Source organism: Arthrobacter sp. NPDC097144 (genome assembly GCF_044762205.1).
Taxonomy (GTDB): domain Bacteria; phylum Actinomycetota; class Actinomycetes; order Actinomycetales; family Micrococcaceae; genus Arthrobacter_B.
Genome location: NZ_JBIWDW010000001.1, coordinates 326,377 through 345,589, shown reverse-complemented (window position 1 = coordinate 345,589; position 19,213 = coordinate 326,377). Strand labels below are relative to the sequence as shown.

The window sequence follows — 19,213 nt, the reverse complement described above, 5'->3', positions numbered from 1 at the left end:
ACTGCACAGCGGCAGCCCGTTCCCATGGTGCACTTCCGTATTTACAGCCCCCTCGGAACGCGCATACGGTGAACACAGATAACGGGCTTTTCCGGCCCGGGCAATGACGTCAATCTTGGAGGCATCCCATGGGTATTACCGCTGACCGCGAAGCCGAACTGCTGGCCCGCGTTCCCACCGGCCTGTTGATCAACGGCGAGTGGAGGGATGCTGCCGGCGGCAAGACTTTTGACGTCGAAGACCCCGCCACCGGCAAGGTGCTGCTGAGCATCGCCGACGCCAGTGCCGAAGACGGCGCCCTGGCCATGGACGCGGCCGCCGCTGCACAGGACTCCTGGGCCAAGACAGCACCGCGGGAACGCGGGGAAATCCTGCGCCGCGCCTTTGACCTGGTCACCGAACGGGCGGAAGACTTTGCCCTGCTGATGACCCTGGAAATGGGGAAGCCGCTGGCCGAGGCCCGGGGCGAAGTTGCCTACGGCGCCGAATTCCTGCGCTGGTTCTCCGAGGAAGCCGTCCGGATTTCCGGCCGCTACGGCACCTCCCCGGACGGCAAGTCCCGGCTGATGGTGAACAAGAAGCCGGTGGGACCCTGCCTGCTGATCACCCCGTGGAACTTCCCCCTGGCCATGGCCACCCGCAAGATCGCCCCCGCTGTGGCCGCAGGCTGCACCATGGTGCTCAAGCCGGCCAAGCTCACCCCGCTGACCTCCCAGCTTTTTGCTGCCGTGATGCTCGAAGCCGGGCTGCCCGCCGGCGTCCTGAACGTGGTGTCCACCACCTCCGCCGGTGAGGTCACCGGTCCGATCATGAAGGACGAGCGCCTGCGCAAGGTCTCCTTCACCGGCTCCACCCCCGTGGGCCAGGGCCTGATCCGTGACGCCGCGGAACGGGTGCTGCGCACCTCCATGGAGCTCGGCGGCAACGCTCCGTTTGTGGTCTTCGAGGACGCGGACATGGACAAGGCCGTGACCGGTGCCATGGCCGCCAAGCTGCGGAACATGGGCGAGGCCTGCACCGCAGCAAACCGCTTCATTGTGCACGAGTCCGTTGCCGATGAGTTCGCCGAGAAGTTCGCGGCCAAGGTAGGGGCCATGACCACGGCACGCGGCACCGAGGACGAGTCCAAGATCGGTCCGCTGATTGACGCCAAGTCCCGTGACAAGGTGCACGCCCTGGTCTCGGACGCGGTCGACGGCGGTGCCGAGGCAGTGGTGGGCGGCGCACCGGTGGACGGGCCGGGGTACTTCTACCAGCCCACGGTGCTGAAGAACGTGTCTGCCGATGCCCGGATCCTCAAGGAGGAAATCTTTGGCCCGGTAGCCCCGATTGTCACTTTCTCCACCGAGGAGGAAGCCGTGGCCCTGGCCAACAACACCGAATATGGCCTGGTTGCATATGTCTTCACGGAGGACCTGAACCGGGGCCTGCGGATCGGAGAGTTGCTGGAAACCGGCATGCTCGGCCTTAACGCCGGCGTTGTTTCCAACGCTGCAGCACCGTTCGGCGGCGTGAAGCAGTCCGGTCTGGGGCGCGAAGGCGGCGCCGAAGGCATCGAAGAATACCTCTACACGCAGTACATCGGCATCGCCGACCCCACCGCGGACTAGCAGATCCGCGGACCGGGTCAGGTCCGCAGGGCAAGTCCGTTCGGACCGGACAGGTCCTCGAATGAGGGAGGTTCCGCCGCCGGCCGGTCCCGGCTAGCGGCGGAACCTGGACGCGAGCGATGCAGGGAAGAAGCGTGCACGCAGCCGCGCGCCCCTGGACGCTGATGCAGCAAGCCCGGCCTGCACTGCTTCAACGTCCTCCCAGAGCCGGTCCCGCTGGTTGTCTGCGGGACCGGCGGAGGAGACGGCGTCCGGGGCTCCGGCGCGGGGTGCGGCGTAAACAGCGCGTTCGTAGGCCGCCCGAAGGTTTTCCATGGCACCGGCGGCGTTTTCCGGCAGCCCTGCCTCGGCCGCGAGCCGCTGCGCATATGCGCGCGGAGACTCCGATTTCTGCGGCACATAGCCGTAGTCCACGCCGGTGTCTGCTGCTTCATCCCACGCCAGCGCGGCGGGCGCTCCGCTTGGATACCCCGCTCCGGGGCTCTGTGAACGTCTCAAACTTCCCGAACTTCCCGGGGCCGTCCCGGCGGTGACCACGGCGCGGCGGCGGAGGCTGTGCCTGCGCCGGCGCAGCATCCAGGGGCTCAGCAGGGCGGCGGCCGCGACGGCCAGCCCCAGGCCCACTCCGGCATACCGTCCTACCTCGGTCTGCTCAGGCTGAGCCGGTGCGGCAGGGGCCGGGGCAGCTGCCTCGGTGGAACGCTGGGGCGTGGATCCCGGGACCGCAGGATTCAGGCTGCGGAGATCGTCGTCCTCGTCGTCGCGCGTCTGGGCAAGGTTGGGCAGCGGCGCCAACGCGTAGGAGGGGACCGAACCGCGGGAGGGAGTGGGCTCAAACCGCACCCAGCCCACGCCGTCGAAATACAGTTCCGGCCAGGCGTGGGCGTCGCGGGAATCGACCTCATATTCCCTAAGCTCCTGCCCTCTGTCACCGGTGCTGGATTCGCCGGTGGACCGGCCCGGCGCAAAACCCAGGGCCATGCGGCTGGGAATGCCCGCTTCCCGGGCCATGACGGCCATGGCTGCGGCAAAATGCACGCAGTAGCCGGACTTTTCCTGCAGGAACCGGTCCAGGACATCAATGCCGTTGCCGTCATAGCCGCCATCCACCGGTGCGTCCAGGGAGTAGCTGAACTGGTTCCCGCGCAGGAAGGCCTGGATGGCCATGGCCTGCTCATACGGGCCCACGGCGTCCTTGGTGGCTTCCGCGGAGGCGTCCCGGATGCTGGCCGGCAGGTTGTCCGGGAGGGACGTGAAGATCGGATCCACTGCATTGGTGGATGACGGCCTGACAGCCTGCAGGGAAGCTGTGGACACATCGAGGGCAAAGCTTTGCACCTCGTAGTCCAGGCCGGGCCTGCTCTTGTTTTCTTCGGCGATGACCGTCATGGTCTTTGGATCCCAGCTGTACTTTCCGTTCGCCCCGGACACCCGCAGCGGCGCGTACGGGGCCAGCAGCCACGGGCTGGCATAGGACGCGGACTTGACCCGCGTGGTGTAGACGGAAGCTCCCGCCGGTGAAGTGCTGCCCTCCGCCGGGGCCATGTCCTGCAGACCGCCGCGCCTGCTGTCCTCACGCAGATCGGGCGCCCAGCGCCGGCCGGAGAAATCTTCCAGCGTGGTGGACCGCAGATAGACCGGCTGCTTGGAATCGGTGGCGTACCGGATCCGCCCCGCGGCCGAGGGCTGGCGCAGGTCCGCGCCCAAAGCCACCACAGGGTTCAGCCCGGACTGGCCCGTCCAGATGTTCAGCCGGGAGCCCTGCGGAAACGAGCCCTGAGTAAACCCCGGGAGCGCTGCGGGCAGTGCCAGCGCCACCACAAGAGCGGCTGCACCGATTCCCGCCGCCGTGCCCACCTGGCTTCGCGGCGGGGTAAGAACGGCATCGTTTCCGCTGCGCGGCCGCTCCTGCCACGTGCCGTTGGCCAGGAGAATCAGGTAGCCGGCGGCAGCCAGGAGAAACGGAACCGCGCCTACACTCTCGGGCTTCAGTACGGCCGGAGCAATCAGCAGGGACAGCAGCCCCAGTCCGCTCGCCGCCGGCATGCGCAGCGTGGTGGCCAGCGTATCCACCAGCAGGGCAATCAGTCCGGTGCCAAGACACGCGATGAACACGATCCCGGGATCGGACAGCACGGGAGGCACCTGGTTCATGATGGTGGCCTGGGCCTCGGTGATCAGCTGGCTGACCCGGTGCAGCGATCCGCCGGTGGGCAGCAGGCCAAGGAAAGCCGTGGGGGCCGCGAACAGCCAGGTCAGCACGACGACGAGCGCTGCAAGGCCCGCGGCCGGCACCAGGGCGATGGGGAACCGGAACCGGCGTGCCGCTGCCATCGCCGAAACCACAACGATGGTGGTGAGGGCCATCGGCGGGAGCCAGGACCAGCCGTCAAAGACCCCGTGCAGGCTAATGGTGCACAGAAGGACTGCCGCGATGCTCGCTCCGGCGGACGTCCAGTCCCAGGGCGCCCGGGGCCGGTGGGACCGCGCTGCGGGCTGCTGAGGGGGTGGAACGCTGGACGAGGTACGGGAGAGCATTGCGGTCACGGACGATCCTCCCGTGGGCGGGTTGCAGGAACAGGCATAACGGGAGCGGAGCCAAAGGCGGCCCAGGTTTGTGCCAGATCAGATTCAGGTGTTGCTGCCACTGCTTCCCAGCCGCCGGAGCGCAGGATGGCCAGGGCCTGCGCCGCATCCTGCAGCCGGTCCGCCACCAGGACGGCGCAGGCCCGGGTGGAGTAGTCGGCGGCCGGTGCCAGCCGCGCGGCGTCTTCAGGGCTCAGCCGTCCCAGAACTGCCAGCAGGGGACCGCGGCGGCGCTGGGCCAGTGAGTCCAGGAGGGCGGCCCCAAAGGCTCCTCGGGGATCCGGCACGGGTGCCGCGCCCGGCGTTGTGCTGCGTGCACGGCGCCGGGCACGGGCTGCGTCGTCGGCGTCGTCCTGGCGATCCGGGGAGCCGGGCTCCAGCTCCAGCGCTGCGAGCCCGTCCGCGAGGTCCTGCAGCCCCGCAGGCCCGCTGAAATCGCGCTGAGCGGGGTAGGGGGCGGACGGCGAGCGGGCCAGCCCGGGGCGGGCATAGGCATCCACAAGATGCAGTGAATAACCGTGGTCCACCAGATACGCGGCTTCTGAGACGGCAGCGGTCACGGCCCATTCGAAGGACTCGGAGGTGGACAGTCCGTTGCCGCCGGCCGGTCCCATCCACGCCGAGGAGCCAAAGCGGCTGGCATAACCGGGCTCCCGGGCATCCAGCAGGAGGGTGGCGCTGGGGGAGGTGACGGGTTCTTCCTGCCGGACCATCAGTTCTCCGTGCCGGGCGGTGGCGGCCCAGTGCACCCGGCGCATCGGATCTCCGGCACGGTATTCGCGGGTGGACACATCGTCCTCGCTCGGGCTGCCCCGGCGCGGACTGAAGACTGATCCCTCCGCCCCGCGCGGTCCGCCCAGCACCGAGACAGGCAGTTCCCTGGGCGCCGGGGAAACCACCAGGGGATGCGTGGAGCCCAGAGTGTGCAGCCGCCGGGAGAGGCCAAACAAATCGGTGAACTCGGCCGTCACCGGGCCGATGACGAACATGCCGCGCCGCGCTGACCGCAGCTGGTATTCATAGGTGCTGGCGCCGTCGAAATCCGGACTGCGGGCCGGAAAGCGGAACACCGGGCTCTCGCCGAAGCGCAGCGGCAGCCCTTCGCGCATGGCGGCGCTTTGCCGCACCGGCCGGGGCGGCCGCAGCGAGAGGGTGACCCGGACGGGAACGCCCGTCTCCACCGTGACCGGATTGAATGTGCGTTCCACGTCGATGACGGGCTTGACCATCCGCAGCGCCAGCGCTGAAAGCAGCGGCAGGGCCAGGAGAAAGACGGCCAGCACCAGTATGTCGCGGCGCCCCATGATCTGGGCGGTCAGCAGCGCGGCGACGCCGGCCAGAATAAGGCCCCAGCCGCGCGGAGTCAGCAGCCGGGCGGTAGTAGCGAAGTCCATGGAGCCTTCCCGAAGGGTCGTGCCGGGTGGTGCGGGCTGAACTGCCGGTTAGCGCCGCATTCGTTCACCGGCGGGACTGCGCGGCACGGGTACCCGGGACAGCAAATGGGCCAGCAGGTCCGAGGGGGTGTCACCGGAGCTGGCTGCCTTGCGGTCCAGGATCAGGCGGTGGGCGAGGACGGCGTCAGCCAGATGCGAAATGTCGTCGGGCAGGACAAAGTCGCGGCCGGCCAGGGCTGCATGCGCCTTTGCCGCACGCAGCAGCTGCAGCAGGGCGCGGGGGCTGGCTCCGAGGCGCAGATGCGCATGCTCGCGGGTGGCCTGCCCAATGGCGACCGTGTATTCCTTCACCGCGGCGGAAACAAAGATGTCCCGCACCCGGGCAGTCATGGCGGCAACATCACGGACGTCGACGACGGCGCCCACCTTGTCCAGGGGGGACGTGGACTGGTGGGACTCCAGCATCTCTATTTCGGATGCCGTGTCCGGGTAGCCCATGGAGATGCGGGCCATGAAGCGGTCGCGCTGCGCCTCGGGAAGCGGGTAGGTGCCTTCCATCTCGATTGGATTCTGGGTGGCCACCACCATGAACGGCTCGGCCAGCCGATAGGTGCCGCCGTCCACGGTGACCTGCCGTTCCTCCATGCATTCGAGCAGGGCTGACTGGGTCTTTGCAGAGGCCCGGTTGATTTCATCGCCGATCACGATGTTTGCGAAAATGGGGCCCTGGCGGAATTCGAACCGGTGGGCGTCCTGGTTGTAGATGGAGACGCCCGTGACGTCGGAGGGCAGCAGGTCCGGGGTGAACTGGATCCGGCTGACGGAACAGTCAATGGTCCGGGCTAGGGTCTTGGCGAGCAGGGTTTTTCCCACACCGGGAACGTCTTCCAGCAGCACATGGCCTTGGGCGAGGAGAACGGTCAGCACCAGCATGGCCGCTTCTTTCTTACCGTCAATCACCGTGCTGACAGCGGAAAGGATGCCCGAGGCTGCCTCATGGAAGGTGTCCGCATCCTGCACGGCCCCGGGAGCACGGGCCCAGGAAACCGGCGATACGGGTGCCGCGGCGCCGGGGGAATCCGTCTCAAAGGGGGCGGCTGCTGCTGGATTTCGAGCGTCCATGGATACCTTCCAAGCCTCGGGGGATCGCAGCCCCGAACCCGGTGGTCAGGGACCCGTGGTGCAACATGACGGCCTTCCGCCCCGTAGGGCAGCAGCCTCGCGTGAATACAGGTTACAAGCTCACTTAGGGTTAAAGACATGTGTAATGACAGTGCTTACGTTCCGGGCGATATCCCTGCGGCTTATCTGGACTTTGGATCGGAGAGCGGAAAGCCTTACCCTCCGGGTCCTGAACCGCTTCCGGTGCCCGTGATCGATAACCATACACACCTGGACTTCGCTCCGGGCAAGGCCGGCACCGCGGGAGTCCGCGCGGCTATGGATGCCGCCCAGGCTGCGGGGGTGCGCGGCGCGGTCCAGGTGGGGACTGACCTTGAGTCCTCCCGCTACACCGTGCAGATCCTGGACGAGGAGCCGCGGCTGCTGGGAGCGGTGGCCATTCATCCCAACGACGCTCCGGTCCTGGCTGCCGAAGGAACTCTGGAAACGGCACTGACGGAAATTGAAGAGCTGGCCCGGCACCCACGGGTGCGGGGCATTGGAGAAACGGGACTGGACTATTTCCGCACCGGTTCCGACGGCGTCGAACGCCAGCAGTATTCCTTCCGCCGGCATATTGACATTGCCAAGCGGCTTGGCCTGGCCCTGCAGATCCATGACCGGGATGCGCACGAGGACGTTGTGCGCGTGCTGGAAGAAGAAGGTGCCCCGGAGAAAGTGGTGTTCCACTGTTTCTCCGGCGACGCGGAGCTGGCCCGGATCTGCAACGAGCGGGGCTGGAACATGTCCTTCGCCGGGACGGTTACCTTCAAGAATGCAGGGAACCTCCGGGAAGCGCTCGCGGTGGCTGACCGCCGGCTGCTGCTGGTGGAAACAGACTCGCCGTTCCTGACTCCGCATCCGTTCCGCGGCCGTCCCAATGCCAGTTACATGGTGCCCTACACCGTCCGTTTCATGGCCGCCGAGCTCGGTGCGGACCTCGCCGAACTGGGGTCGGACCTGGTGGCGAACACGGTCCGGGTCTACGGCGACTGGAACTAGTTTCCGCGGTGCCGGCGATCCCCGGGGACGGAACGGACTACTTGGACGGCCAAAACCCCGGGTTGCCCTCACATCACGGTTCGATTACGGTAAGGACCTATTAGCCGGGGTCGGGGAAGGCACCGGAACTGATATCGAACCACACACCGTCCTGTAGACAGTTGTGCGCCTGCTTCGCGTGAAGCACCGCAATACATCTGTGCCCGGTTTCGGCAGAGGTTCCTTGCCTGCGCAAAGAGTCGCCCCGTGAGATCCGGGGGCATCGGCTGCCACGCGCCCTGATCCCCGTGCCCGGAAACTGTGAACGTTTGGGATTCCGTGGCAAATGCATTTGTGAGGCGTGGGTTGAAACTCACCGGGCAGGCCGTTGTGATGGTCGCGCTCATTCTGGGACTGGTGGCCTTTGTCGGCACCAACAAATCCGTTGTGTTAAGCGTCGACGGCGCCAGCAGCAACGTCAAGACCTTCGGCGGAACCGTAGCCGAAGTCCTTGAAAAGGCGGACGTTTCCGTGACCGAGGCTGACAAGGTCCTCCCTGATCTGGGAACCGAGGTCACCGACGGAACCACCATTGAAGTCTTCAAGGCCAAGAACGTGGACCTGACCCTCGACGGCGAAGAGACCACCGTCAGCACCACCGGGCAGACCGTGGCGGACCTGGTGTCCGAACTGCGGGTCTCCGCCAACTCCGCCGTTTCAGCGGCGCTGGACACATCGCTCGCCGGAATGGATGACAAGCTGTCCATCTCCACCCCGAAAACGGTCACCATCGTGATCGACGGCGCCCCGTACGACCGCTCCACCACCGCGGAGACGGTAACCGACGTGCTCAGGCAGGCAGGCGTCAAGCTTGCTGCGGAGGACCGGGTTTCAGCCCCCGAATCTGCTGCGCTTGTGGACGGCATGGTCCTGAAGGTCACCCGTGTGCAGACCGGGCAGAAGGACACTGTTACCGAAGCCCTCCCGTTTGAGACCACCCAGGTATCCGACCCGCTCCTTGATGAGGGCGAGGAAAAGGTGACGGTTGAAGGAACTCCGGGGGAGAAGGTCAAAGTCTTTGAGACCGTAATGGTGGACGGCCGTGAGGCCAGCCGCACCCTGGTCAGCGAAAGCGTTTCCCGGGAACCGGTTGCGGCAAAGATTGCCGTTGGCACAAAGAAGAAGGAAACTGCACCGGCTCCTGCAGCCCCGGCAAAGCCTGCAACTCCCGACGCACCGGCGCCTGCAGCACCCGCAGCGCCTGCACCGGAAGCACCGGCACCGGGCGGAGCGGCACCCGCGGGCGGCACCTGGGCTGCACTGGCCCAGTGCGAGTCCGGCGGCGACTGGCACATCAACACCGGCAACGGTTACTCCGGCGGACTGCAGTTCAGCGTTTCCAGCTGGCTCGGTGCCGGCGGCGGCCAGTATGCCCCGATTGCCGCAGAGGCCACCCCCGAGCAGCAGATCGCTGTGGCTGAAAAGCTGCGGGCCAACGGCGGCTGGGGTCATTGGCCGGCCTGCGCCGCCAAGCTCGGACTGCTCTAAACCAGAAGCTGCCCCTCAGCCGGCAGCCTGGGCGGAACAGCTCAGTGAAAGGACCGGACCTGGAATCAGGCTCCGGTCCTTTCGTTTAACCCCACTGCATCACCGCCGCGTGCCTGGTCGGCCAGCCGGGCCGCGTGGCCGGCACGGTCCAGCGCCCCGGCTGCCAGGAAAGCAGCCGCACTCGCCTCCAGAAGCTGCGCCGCCTCTTCCCTGCTTCCCAATGCCGCTCGGCTCAGCCCGAGGTGCAGTGCCACTTCCGCTCCGCCCTGCGGAGTGAGGGCAGCCCGGCGGCCGTAAACCTCAGCCAGCACCTTCACCGCAGAGCCGTGATCGCCGCACAGCTGCAGCCACCGCCCGCGGCTGTGCAGGTCCTCCAGCTCGTCTTCCTCGGTACCGCCCATTACTGACAGCGCTGTTTCGGCATGCACCATGCACTCGTGCGTGGCGGCGTCGTGCAGTCCCGCAGCCAGGCGAATGGAGGCCGAAGTGCGGTTGAACGCGCTCCACACCTCCAAGTCCGCATCCGGAGTCAGAAGAGTCTGGGCTTTGGCGTAGTGGCGGAGGCCCGCAGCAACGTCGCCGCGGCGGAACGCCACATTCCCTACTTCCCAGTACCCTTTTCCGGCCCGCTGCGGATCCGTTGCCGCTTCCAGCAGAGGAATCAGCAGGGCTCGGCAGTGCCCCCATGCTTCCTCCTGCAGCCCGCTTTCGGACAGCGCACCTATCAGCACGGAGTACACCTCGGTCAGCTGGTCCACCCCGAGCCTCAGGGACAGGCCCAGTTCCAGCGCACGCCGGGCATGGAGAACGGCCTCGGGCAATCTGCCTGCGCCGCGGCAGGCAACGGCCAGCAAAGTCTCGGCCTCCGGGCGCAGCGGCTGGTCCTGCGCTGCCAGGGGGTGCCGGGCAAGTGTTTCCGCCTCGGCCATGCACCGGAAATAGTCGTGCAGCCGCCCCAGGCAGGCCGCCGCCATGAAGGCCATTTCCCACCATTCATTGGGCTCGTCCCCGGCCAGCGCCTCGTCCGCGGCCAGCCGGGAATAACGACGCGCGGTGAGGTAGTCGCGTTCGTCCCAGGCCTGTGCTGCCGAGAGCGCCAGAAAGATGCGGCTGTCCGCTCCCGGCCGGGGAAGGGGATACCCCGGGACGGCGGAAAGCCGATCAGCCAGGAAACGGACGGCACCGCCGGCGGGTTCACGGCGTCCTTTTTCGAGCTGGGATACATCACGTGCCCGGATCACATCGCCGCCAAGCTCTTCCTGGGTGAGCCGCCGTTCACGGCGCGCTTCCCCCAGCCGAATTCCAAACGTATTGCCCATGCTGATATCCGTCCATCCTGGACTGCGGGAAATATTTGGGGCCCTGCAGCGATGCTACCGACCCCGTCCGGGCGTCGGCAGAGCGCTCGCCCATTCTGGAAGCGAACAGCAGGAAGACAGGTACCGGCAGGCAGTCCGAGTGCGGACGCGCGGACATAACCGCCGGTCAGCCCTGCCAAAGGAGGGCATCAGATGGCCGGCGGAACAGGGGGAGCGGCCCCTGCCCGCGGCCTGCACTCGGCTAGTATTGCTAAGTGACTGAATCCCCCTCCGCTTCCCGTCCCCAGGTCAAACCGCTGCTGGGTGCCACTGACATCCGCGCCCTGGCCGAGGAACTGGGAGTCCGCCCCACCAAGACCCTCGGCCAGAACTTCGTGATTGACGGCAACACCATCCGGCGGATCGTCGCAGCCGCCGGCGTCGGCCCGGAAGAGACGGTCCTGGAAGTCGGTCCCGGCCTCGGATCCCTCACGCTGGGGCTGCTGGACGCGGCCCAGTCCGTGGTCGCCGTCGAAATTGATCCGGTGCTGGCTGAACGCCTGCCGGCCACCGTCGCGTCCTGGCGGCCGGAGAAGGCTGACCAGCTGCACGTGGTCCTCGGCGATGCCATGCGCATTACGGAACTTCCGGTGGAACCCACCGCGCTCGTGGCCAACCTTCCCTACAACGTGGCGGTGCCTGTGGTGCTGCACCTGCTGGAACGCTTCCCTTCGCTGCAGCACGGGCTGGTCATGGTCCAGGACGAAGTGGCGGACCGGCTGGCCGCAGTACCCGGATCCAAGGTCTACGGCGTGCCCTCGGTCAAGGCTGCCTGGTACACCACCATGCGCAAGGCCGGGGTGATCGGCATGAACGTCTTCTGGCCCGCACCCAAGATTGCGTCCGGCCTGGTCGGCTTCACCCGGCACGAGCCGCTGCCCACCACCGCCAGCCGTGAAGAGGTCTTCGCCGTCATTGACGCCGCATTTGCCCAGCGGCGGAAGACCCTGCGAGCGGCACTGGCCGGCTGGGCAGGCAGCCCGGCCCAGGCGGAGAACGCGCTCCGCGCAGCCGGTGTTGATCCGCGTGCCCGCGGCGAGGTCATCGACATCACCGCGTTCGCGCGGATTGCCGAATCCAAACACGCTGAGGCTCCCCAGGACGCCGAAGCTCCGGAAAACGGCACGACTCCGGCCAGCGGCGCATCTCCTGCCGGCGGCGCCCCGCACCAGTAAGCGCACACCGGCACCGGAAGGGCTGCATTAACGGCGGGGACCGCCCTTCCTCTAAGTTGGAAGATATGAGCGCAGCGAAGTTTTCATCCTCATCGGCCCCGCCGGCAGCCCCCGCGTCCGTGCGCGTGCGGGCCCCGGGGAAGATCAACGCATCCCTGCGCGTCGGCCCCCTCCGCCCCGACGGCTACCACGGCGTCGCCAGCGTGTACCTGGCTGTCTCGCTGTTCGAAGAGGTGCAGGCGACGGCCACCGAGGCTCCCGGCATCACGGTCACGGTGGACAGTGACGGCCCCCTGCATATTCCGGTGGCCGACATCCCGCTGGGACCGGACAACCTGGCGGCCCGTGCCGCCCAGGCGCTGGCAGGCTACGCCGAAAACCCCACCGGGGTGCACCTGCACATCACCAAGCGGGTTCCCGTAGCAGGCGGCATGGGCGGCGGTTCCGCCGACGCCGCTGCCGCACTCGTTGCGTGCGACGCCCTGTGGAACACGCACCTGTCCCGCGAAGAGCTGGCGGGCATTGCCGCCGGCCTCGGCGCTGACGTTCCCTTTTCCCTCCTCGGCGGCACCGCCGTCGGCCTGGGCGTGGGGGACCGCCTCACCCCGGCCATTTCCAAGACGCCGCTGCACTGGGTGCTGGTGGCCTCCGACTCCGGGCTCTCCACGCCGGCCGTCTACGGTGCACTCGATGCCCTCCGCGCAGAAGCGCAGGAACAGGCCGAGGAACCGGCGGAAGTCGATCCGGCCGTCCTCGCCGCGATGCGGTCCGGGAATGCCCGGGAGCTGGCAGCCGTTATTTCCAATGACCTGCAAGCGGCCGCGCTCCGGCTGGCTCCGGAACTGGCGGACCTGCTGAGCACCGGCGAACGGCTCGGCGCCCTAGCCGGCATGGTGTCCGGCTCCGGACCCACCGTCGCCTTCCTGGCGGAAGACGCCGGCGCTGCGGGGAAGCTGGAAGCGGCACTGCGTGGAGGGGGCCACCGGGCCCTCGCCGTCGAGGGGCCGGCGCCGGGCGCCCGGCTGCTGCCCGCCGTCGTCGGCTGACTGTACCCGCCTCAAAAACATCACTGATAAAAACCCACCGACACTTCAAGAAAGTAGTACCGATTGGCACACCTGCTTGGTGCTGAGAACCTCAGCATTTCCTTTGGCACCCGCACCATCCTGGACGGGGTTTCCCTGGGCCTGGAAGAGGGGGACCGCATCGGCGTCGTCGGGCGCAACGGTGACGGCAAGTCCACCCTGATGCGCCTGCTGGCCGAGCGGCAGACCCCCGATGAAGGCCGCGTCACCCGCCGCCGCGATGTCACCGTGGGCTACCTGGACCAGTCCGACGTGCTCGACGGCGACCTTACTGTTGGCCAGGCCATCGTGGGCGACGCCGCTGACTACGAGTGGGCGTCCAATGCCCGCATCCGCGACGTCATGAGCGGACTGATCCAGGAAGTGGATTGGAACGCCTCCGTCTCCTCGCTGTCCGGCGGGCAGAAGCGCCGTGTGGCCCTGGCCAAGCTGCTGACCGGGGACGACGACGTCGTCATGCTGGATGAGCCCACCAACCACTTGGACGTGGAAGGCGTGGCGTGGCTGGCCCAGCACCTGAAGAACCGCTGGCGCGCCGATGCCGGCGGCCTGCTGGTCGTAACCCACGACCGGTGGTTCCTGGACGAAATCTGCACGCGCACCTGGGAAGTGCACGACGCCGTGATCGATCCGTTCGACGGCGGTTACGCCGCGTATGTGCTGGCCCGCGCCGAGCGTGACCGCATGGCCAACGTGGTGGAGGGCAAGCGCCAGCAGCTGGTCAAGAAGGAATTGGCCTGGCTGCGCCGCGGCGCGCCGGCCCGCACCGCCAAGCCCAAGTTCCGCATCGAGGCGGCCAACAACCTCATTGCCGATGTGCCCGAACCCCGCGACACCCTGTCACTGAACAAGATGGCCACCGCCCGCCTGGGCAAGGACGTCCTGGACCTTGAGGAAGTGTCCCTGACCCTGGGCGACACGGAACTGTTCAAGAACGTCACCCTGCGGCTGGCACCGGGGGAACGGCTCGGCCTGGTGGGCGTCAACGGCGCGGGCAAGACCACGCTGCTGCGCCTGCTCAACGGCGAAATCGAGCCGACGAAGGGCCGGCTGAAGCGCGGCACCACCGTGCAGACGGCCGTGCTGACGCAGGAAGTCAAGGAACTCGACGAGGTGGCGGACATGCGCGTCATCGAGGTCATCGAAAACGAGAAGCGGGTCTTCAGCGTGGGCGGCCGGGAACTTTCCGCCGGCCAGCTCGTGGAGCAGCTGGGCTTCAACGCCCAGCGCCAGTGGACCCCCGTGAAGGAACTGTCCGGCGGTGAGCGCCGCCGCCTGCAGCTGCTGCGCCTGCTCGTGGGTGAGCCCAACGTGCTGATGCTCGATGAGCCCACCAACGATCTGGACACCGACACCCTGGCTGCCGTGGAAGACGTCCTGGACGGCTGGCCCGGCACCCTCGTGGTGGTCTCGCACGACCGGTACCTGCTGGAGCGTGTCACCGACCATCAGATGGCCCTGCTGGGTGACGGCAAGCTGCGCGGCCTTCCCGGCGGAGTGGACCAGTACCTTGAGCTGCGCAACGCAGCCCTGGTGGCCAACTCTTCGGCGTCGACGGCGGCCCGCGGATCCTCGCAGGCTGCCCGCGCGGCAGCGGCCGGGTCCTCGCGTCCGGGCTCCGGCAGCGGGGTTGCGACGGCGGTGGCCTCCGGTGCCTCCGAGGCGGAGAAGAGGATTGCCAAGAAGGACCTGACCCGCATTGACCGGCAGATGTCCAAGCTGAAGCAGCAGGTGGAAAAGGTCAACGCACAGATGACGGCCGCCACGGAGAAATCCGGCGGAGCGGACTTTGAGCAGCTGGCCGAGCTGAACAAGAAGCTGCAGTCGCTGGCGGCCGATCAGGAGGACCTGGAAATGCAGTGGCTCGAGGCGTCGGAAAAGCTCGAGTAGCGTTTCGGCGTGCTCCGGGGCTCCGGGGCTCTGGGGCGCCGGGGCGCCGAGTGTGGCGATCATGCCGCTTTGGCTCCTCGAGCGTGGCGATCTTGCCGCTTTGGTGCGCTGGGAAGGGCATAATCGCGACTCTCGGTGGCCCTGTGCGTAACAGTCCGCGTCTACACGACACGAAAATCCTGTGTGCAGATAACGGGGTTTGGATAATTCCATAGGGCAGCTCCCGGGCTCAAAGCGGAGAAATCAGCCGTTTTGAGCCCGGGAGCTGTACGAAGGATTTCGGAGTGGCCGGTTTGGACCCGGGAGCTGCACGAAGGATCTCGGGGTGGCCGTTTTGGGGCCGGGAGCTGCACGAAGGATTTCAGGGTGGCCGGGTTGGACCCGGGAGCTGCACGAAGGATCCCGGGAACGGCCCGCTCAGGCCCCGGCCAGCAGCTGCGGCAGGATGTGCTCGCGCAGCAGCGGTGCAATGTCGTCGCGTTCCAGCGCCTGGGCCGGATCCATCCAGACCAGTTCCTCAATCTCGGCAGCGGCCACCGGTTGGTCGGCGGACGCACCGTCCGCCGGAAGCGTGTACGCAAAGAGTCCGGCGTCAATGAAGGTGTTTTCTTCGTTCGCGGCAGGGCCGTACCAGTCGCCGAGCGCTTCCAGGTCCGACTCCGAAACCGAGAGCCCCAGTTCTTCCTGCATCTCCCGAACCGCGGCGGCGCTGAACGATTCACCTGGTTCCAACTTGCCGCCGGGCTGCATGAACTTGCCGGTTCCGCGCTTGCGGACCAGAAGGATCCGCCCGGCCGCATCGCGGACGAGCACGGCTGAGAGCGTGAGGACCTGCGGAACGGCCTGCTGCATGTGTCGAAGCTCCGGATCCTTTTGCAGTCCGGTGAGACCGTTCCAGGACAGGTTCACCAGATGCGCTGCCACGGTTGCCTTGTCCGGGGTGCGGGCATCCAGCCACCACTGGCCGGTCATCGCAACCATCCCCACCAGCATCTGCGCATACATGCCGCCCACTTCTGCGCTGAGTCCCCGGTTGCTGAACTCCTTGGCCAGGATGTGCTCCACATCGCCCGTGACTTGGGAGAGCAGTGTGGCAAAGGTGCCTTCAGGCTGCGACGGCGGGGCGTCCCGGACCAGGATGCGGAACCCGTCGGTGTGACATTCGATATAGTCCAGCAGCGCGTAGGCCGCACGTTCAATCAGGATCCGGGGACCGGCGTCGGCTCCCAGTGCGTCGGTGATGACGGCGAGCAGCCGGTTGAATTCGGCGTCCACCACTTCGGTGTAGAGCGCCTCTTTGGAACCGAAGTGTTCGTAGACCACCGGTTTGGAGACGCCTGCCGCAGCGGCAATGTCCTCGATGGTTGCTCCGTCGAGGCCGCGCAGGGCGAACATCCCCCGAGCCACCTCAATCAGCTGTGCGCGCCGCTGCACGCCGGTCATGCGAAGGCGGGCGCCTGCCGCCGGATTTCTTGCCACTCCCACAGTCTAAGGCCTGCAAACTTCGGTCAATCCGGCCGCAAAACCGCTGCCGCACGGCTCACGGACGCGGCGCGTGGAACACCTGCCGGGGGCCCAAGTCGCGCGGGCATCAGCCGGCATGGCAAACTAAACTCTTGTGTGCGGGGCAACCGGCACATTTTCCGCCCTGGTGTAATGGCAGCACCCCGGCCTTTGGAGCCGTGGAGTATAGGTTCGAATCCTATGGGCGGAACGGCATGAGAACCGGGCCAGGACCGGTCTGCAGCCCCCACCAGCGGCCGTACCACCACAGGAGCGCTTTTCCGTGACCACACAGGATCTTGAATCCACAGAGAGCTCCCGCGGCGGCGGGCCCGCAGCGGTTATCGTCCTGGCGGCGGGAGCCGGCACGCGGATGAAATCGCGGACACCCAAAATTCTTCACCCCGTAGGGGGAACCTCCATGGTGGGCCATGCCCTGGCCGCCGCACAGGCACTGGCACCGCGCGCCCTCGCCGTGGTGGTCCGGCACGAGCGGGACCGGGTGGCCGAGCACGTTACGGCCGCCGCGCCGGAGGCCGTGATCGTGGACCAGGATGAAATTCCCGGGACCGGACGGGCCGTCCAGGTGGCGCTGCAGGCGCTGGAGGCCTTCAACGAACTGGTTGGCACAGTCGTTGTTACCTACGGCGATGTTCCCCTGCTGGAGGCAGACACCCTCCGCGAACTCGTGGCCGTGCATGAACTCGATGGCAACGCCGTCACCGTCCTCACCGCCCGGCTGGAGGACCCCACCGGCTACGGCCGGATCCTGCGCGCCGAAGACGGCACCGTCACGGCCATCGTGGAACACAAGGACGCCGACGACGCCCAGCGCGCCATCACCGAAATCAACTCCGGCATCTACGCTTTTGACGCCGCCGTGCTGCGCGCCGCGCTGTCGGAAGTGACCTCGGACAACTCCCAGGGCGAGATGTACCTGACCGACGTGCTCGGCATTGCCCGCGGCCGCGGCGGACGGGTCGCCGCCGTCGTTACCGGTGATTTCTGGCAGGTGGAGGGCGCCAATGACCGCGTCCAGCTCGCTGCCCTGAACGCCGAACACAACCGCCGCAACCTCGTCCGCTGGATGCGCGCCGGCGTCACCATTGCGGACCCGGCCACCACCTGGATCGATGCCTCCGTCACCCTGGACGAGGACGTCACCATCCTGCCCGGCACCCAGTTGCACGGCACCACCACCGTGGCACGCGACGCCGTCGTCGGCCCGGACACCACCCTCACCAACGTGATCGTGGGGGAGGGCGCCAAAGTGGTGCGTACCCACGGCTCCGACGCGCGCCTCGGCGCCGGGTCCGACGTCGGCCCCTTCGCCTACCTGCGCCCCGGCACCGTCCTGGGTGCCAAGGGCAAGATCGGCACCTTCGTGGAAACCAAGAACGCGGAGATCGGTGCAGGCTCCAAGGTTCCGCATCTTTCCTATGTGGGGGATGCCACTATCGGTGAGCAGTCCAACATCGGCGCCGCATCCGTTTTCGTGAACTACGACGGCGTAAACAAGCACCATACGACCATCGGATCCCACGTGCGGATGGGCAGCGACAACATGTATGTGGCCCCCGTTACAGTGGGCGACGGCGCGTACAGTGGAGCTGGAACTGTGGTCCGCAAGGATGTTCCGGCCGGTTCCCTGGCCATCAACGTGGCGCCTCAGCGCAACCTCGACGGCTGGGTGCTGACCAACCGTCCCGGCACAGCCGCAGCCGATGCTGCAGCGGCGGCCGCTTCCAAAACCTCCTCAGAAACTGATACCCCCACGCGAGAAAGCGATCATTAATGAGCAGCGAAATCACCGCACAAGGTGAAAAGAAGCTTGTCCTTGCCACCGGCCGGGCACACCCGGAGCTGGCCGAGGAAATTGCACGCTGTCTCGACACGGACCTGCTTCCGCTGGCTTCCTACGACTTCGCCAACGGCGAGATCTACGTCCGCCCCGGAGAAAGCGTCCGCGGAACCGATGCCTTTGTCATCCAGGCCCATCCGGCCCCGATGAACAACTGGCTGATGGAACAGCTGATCACCGTTGACGCACTGAAGCGGGCCTCCGCCAAGCGCATTACCGTCGTATCGCCCTTCTATCCGTACGCCCGCCAGGACAAGAAGGGCCGCGGCCGCGAGCCGATCTCCGCCCGCCTGATCGCGGACCTGTACAAGACCGCCGGCGCGGACCGCATCATGAGCGTTGACCTGCACACCTCGCAGATCCAGGGCTTCTTCGACGGCCCCGTGGACCACCTGATGGCCATCCCGCTGCTGGCCGACTACATCCGCACCCGCGTGGACGTCTCCAACGTCACCGTGGTGTCCCCGGACACCGGCCGCGTCCGCGTTGCCGAGCAGTGGGCCGAGCGCCTCGGCGGCTCCCCGCTGGCCTTCGTGCACAAGAGCCGCGACCTGACGGTTCCCAACCAGGCCGTGTCCAAGCAGGTTGTGGGCCAGGTTGCCGGCCGCACCTGCGTGCTCATCGATGACATGATCGACACCGGCGGAACCATCGCCGGAGCCGTGCGTGTCCTCAAGGAAGCCGGTGCCAAGGACGTCATCATTGCTGCCACCCACGCCGTGTTCTCTGATCCCGCCGCGCGCACGCTGGCCGAGTCCGGTGCCCGCGAAGTGGTGGTCACCAATACGCTGCCGATCCCCGCGGCAAAGCGCTTTGAACAGCTGACTGTCCTTTCCATCGCACCGCTGATTGCCCGGGCCATCAAGGAAGTCTTCGAAGACGGTTCCGTCACCAGCCTGTTCGACGGCAAGGCCTAACTCCTTCCGCTGCGGCATCTCCAATCAAATAACGGCACCACCTGCGCTGCCCGTCCAACCTTCCGCTCCTTTCGGGGCCGTGGTTCGGACGGGCAGCGCTGTGCTGGTAGGATTGTCTGCGATGCCTAGGCGAGGGAGAGGCCC

Annotated in this window: 12 protein-coding genes, 1 tRNA gene and 2 pseudogenes; 9 read left to right on the top strand and 6 right to left on the bottom strand. The window is 67.0% G+C overall.

Annotated elements, in window-relative coordinates:
- Window positions 1-128: 128 nt before the first annotated feature.
- Entirely contained in the window at window positions 129-1,610 is a 1,482-nt protein-coding gene (locus ACIQXM_RS01485) for an NAD-dependent succinate-semialdehyde dehydrogenase (RefSeq protein ID WP_400926543.1), read from the top strand.
- 93 nt (window positions 1,611-1,703) lie between these two features.
- Here ACIQXM_RS01485 and ACIQXM_RS01480 read toward each other — a convergent pair whose 3' ends face one another.
- From ACIQXM_RS01480 to ACIQXM_RS01470, 3 genes are read right to left on the bottom strand one after another with little or no spacing between them, the layout of a single operon-like run.
- The gene (locus ACIQXM_RS01480; RefSeq protein ID WP_400927703.1) at window positions 1,704-4,148 is read right to left on the bottom strand and encodes a DUF3488 and DUF4129 domain-containing transglutaminase family protein; all 2,445 of its coding nucleotides are present in this window, start codon (window positions 4,146-4,148) and stop codon (window positions 1,704-1,706) included.
- A 5-nt stretch (window positions 4,149-4,153) separates the two neighbouring features.
- Complete coding sequence (locus ACIQXM_RS01475; RefSeq protein WP_400926540.1) at window positions 4,154-5,590, bottom strand: DUF58 domain-containing protein; 1,437 nt, start codon at window positions 5,588-5,590, stop codon at window positions 4,154-4,156.
- Window positions 5,591-5,638: 48 nt separating this feature from the next.
- Window positions 5,639-6,712 carry an AAA family ATPase gene (locus tag ACIQXM_RS01470; RefSeq protein WP_400926537.1) on the bottom strand — a complete coding sequence of 358 codons (1,074 nt, stop codon included), beginning with the start codon at window positions 6,710-6,712 and terminating at the stop codon, window positions 5,639-5,641.
- Window positions 6,713-6,850: 138 nt separating this feature from the next.
- Between ACIQXM_RS01470 and ACIQXM_RS01465 the strand changes: the two genes are divergently transcribed.
- Together ACIQXM_RS01465 and ACIQXM_RS01460 are read left to right on the top strand one after the other, a co-directional pair.
- The gene (locus tag ACIQXM_RS01465) at window positions 6,851-7,753 is read left to right on the top strand and encodes a TatD family hydrolase (RefSeq protein ID WP_400926534.1); all 903 of its coding nucleotides are present in this window, start codon (window positions 6,851-6,853) and stop codon (window positions 7,751-7,753) included.
- A gap of 372 nt (window positions 7,754-8,125) precedes the next feature.
- Entirely contained in the window at window positions 8,126-9,280 is a 1,155-nt protein-coding gene (locus ACIQXM_RS01460) for a transglycosylase family protein (protein ID WP_400926532.1), read from the top strand.
- A 65-nt stretch (window positions 9,281-9,345) separates the two neighbouring features.
- Here the strand turns inward: ACIQXM_RS01460 and ACIQXM_RS01455 are convergent, their stop codons facing one another.
- Window positions 9,346-10,599 carry an XRE family transcriptional regulator gene (locus ACIQXM_RS01455; protein WP_400926529.1) on the bottom strand — a complete coding sequence of 418 codons (1,254 nt, stop codon included), beginning with the start codon at window positions 10,597-10,599 and terminating at the stop codon, window positions 9,346-9,348.
- A gap of 254 nt (window positions 10,600-10,853) precedes the next feature.
- Here ACIQXM_RS01455 and rsmA point away from each other — a divergent pair, with 254 nt between their 5' ends.
- The 3 genes from rsmA (at window position 10,854) to ACIQXM_RS01440 (ending at window position 14,788) form a co-directional block, all read left to right on the top strand.
- On the top strand, window positions 10,854-11,813 hold the full coding sequence (rsmA, locus tag ACIQXM_RS01450) for a 16S rRNA (adenine(1518)-N(6)/adenine(1519)-N(6))-dimethyltransferase RsmA (RefSeq protein ID WP_400926526.1): 960 nt from the start codon (window positions 10,854-10,856) through the stop codon (window positions 11,811-11,813).
- Window positions 11,814-11,878: 65 nt separating this feature from the next.
- Window positions 11,879-12,859 carry a 4-(cytidine 5'-diphospho)-2-C-methyl-D-erythritol kinase gene (locus ACIQXM_RS01445; RefSeq protein WP_400926523.1) on the top strand — a complete coding sequence of 327 codons (981 nt, stop codon included), beginning with the start codon at window positions 11,879-11,881 and terminating at the stop codon, window positions 12,857-12,859.
- 63 nt (window positions 12,860-12,922) lie between these two features.
- The gene (locus tag ACIQXM_RS01440; RefSeq protein ID WP_400926520.1) at window positions 12,923-14,788 is read left to right on the top strand and encodes an ABC-F family ATP-binding cassette domain-containing protein; all 1,866 of its coding nucleotides are present in this window, start codon (window positions 12,923-12,925) and stop codon (window positions 14,786-14,788) included.
- Window positions 14,789-15,205: 417 nt separating this feature from the next.
- On the opposite strand, the pseudogene ACIQXM_RS01435 reads toward ACIQXM_RS01440, so the two are convergent.
- Both ACIQXM_RS01435 and ACIQXM_RS01430 read right to left on the bottom strand, forming a co-directional pair.
- A pseudogene (locus ACIQXM_RS01435) lies at window positions 15,206-15,592 on the bottom strand (NUDIX domain-containing protein); the annotation flags it as partial.
- A gap of 51 nt (window positions 15,593-15,643) precedes the next feature.
- Window positions 15,644-16,231: pseudogene (locus tag ACIQXM_RS01430) on the bottom strand (TetR/AcrR family transcriptional regulator); the annotation flags it as partial.
- A 199-nt stretch (window positions 16,232-16,430) separates the two neighbouring features.
- On the opposite strand from ACIQXM_RS01430, the gene ACIQXM_RS01425 reads away from it, so the two are divergent.
- The 3 genes from ACIQXM_RS01425 (at window position 16,431) to ACIQXM_RS01415 (ending at window position 19,069) form a co-directional block, all read left to right on the top strand.
- A tRNA-Gln gene (locus ACIQXM_RS01425) sits at window positions 16,431-16,502 on the top strand.
- A 72-nt stretch (window positions 16,503-16,574) separates the two neighbouring features.
- Window positions 16,575-18,086 carry a bifunctional UDP-N-acetylglucosamine diphosphorylase/glucosamine-1-phosphate N-acetyltransferase GlmU gene (gene glmU, locus ACIQXM_RS01420; RefSeq protein WP_400926517.1) on the top strand — a complete coding sequence of 504 codons (1,512 nt, stop codon included), beginning with the start codon at window positions 16,575-16,577 and terminating at the stop codon, window positions 18,084-18,086.
- The gene (locus ACIQXM_RS01415; protein ID WP_400926514.1) at window positions 18,086-19,069 is read left to right on the top strand and encodes a ribose-phosphate diphosphokinase; all 984 of its coding nucleotides are present in this window, start codon (window positions 18,086-18,088) and stop codon (window positions 19,067-19,069) included. Before glmU ends, ACIQXM_RS01415 begins: the two co-directional genes overlap by 1 nt.
- Window positions 19,070-19,213 lie beyond the last annotated feature (144 nt).

Coding starts and splice junctions, on each gene's coding strand:
- ACIQXM_RS01445 (WP_400926523.1), top strand. CDS start 11,879: ATGAGCGCAGCGAAGTTTTCATCCTCATCGGCCCCGCCGGCAGCCCCC.
- ACIQXM_RS01485 (WP_400926543.1), top strand. CDS start 129: ATGGGTATTACCGCTGACCGCGAAGCCGAACTGCTGGCCCGCGTTCCC.
- ACIQXM_RS01475 (WP_400926540.1), bottom strand. CDS start 5,590: ATGGACTTCGCTACTACCGCCCGGCTGCTGACTCCGCGCGGCTGGGGC.
- ACIQXM_RS01415 (WP_400926514.1), top strand. CDS start 18,086: ATGAGCAGCGAAATCACCGCACAAGGTGAAAAGAAGCTTGTCCTTGCC.
- ACIQXM_RS01465 (WP_400926534.1), top strand. CDS start 6,851: ATGTGTAATGACAGTGCTTACGTTCCGGGCGATATCCCTGCGGCTTAT.
- ACIQXM_RS01480 (WP_400927703.1), bottom strand. CDS start 4,148: ATGCTCTCCCGTACCTCGTCCAGCGTTCCACCCCCTCAGCAGCCCGCA.
- ACIQXM_RS01460 (WP_400926532.1), top strand. CDS start 8,126: ATGGTCGCGCTCATTCTGGGACTGGTGGCCTTTGTCGGCACCAACAAA.
- ACIQXM_RS01470 (WP_400926537.1), bottom strand. CDS start 6,712: ATGGACGCTCGAAATCCAGCAGCAGCCGCCCCCTTTGAGACGGATTCC.
- ACIQXM_RS01455 (WP_400926529.1), bottom strand. CDS start 10,599: ATGGGCAATACGTTTGGAATTCGGCTGGGGGAAGCGCGCCGTGAACGG.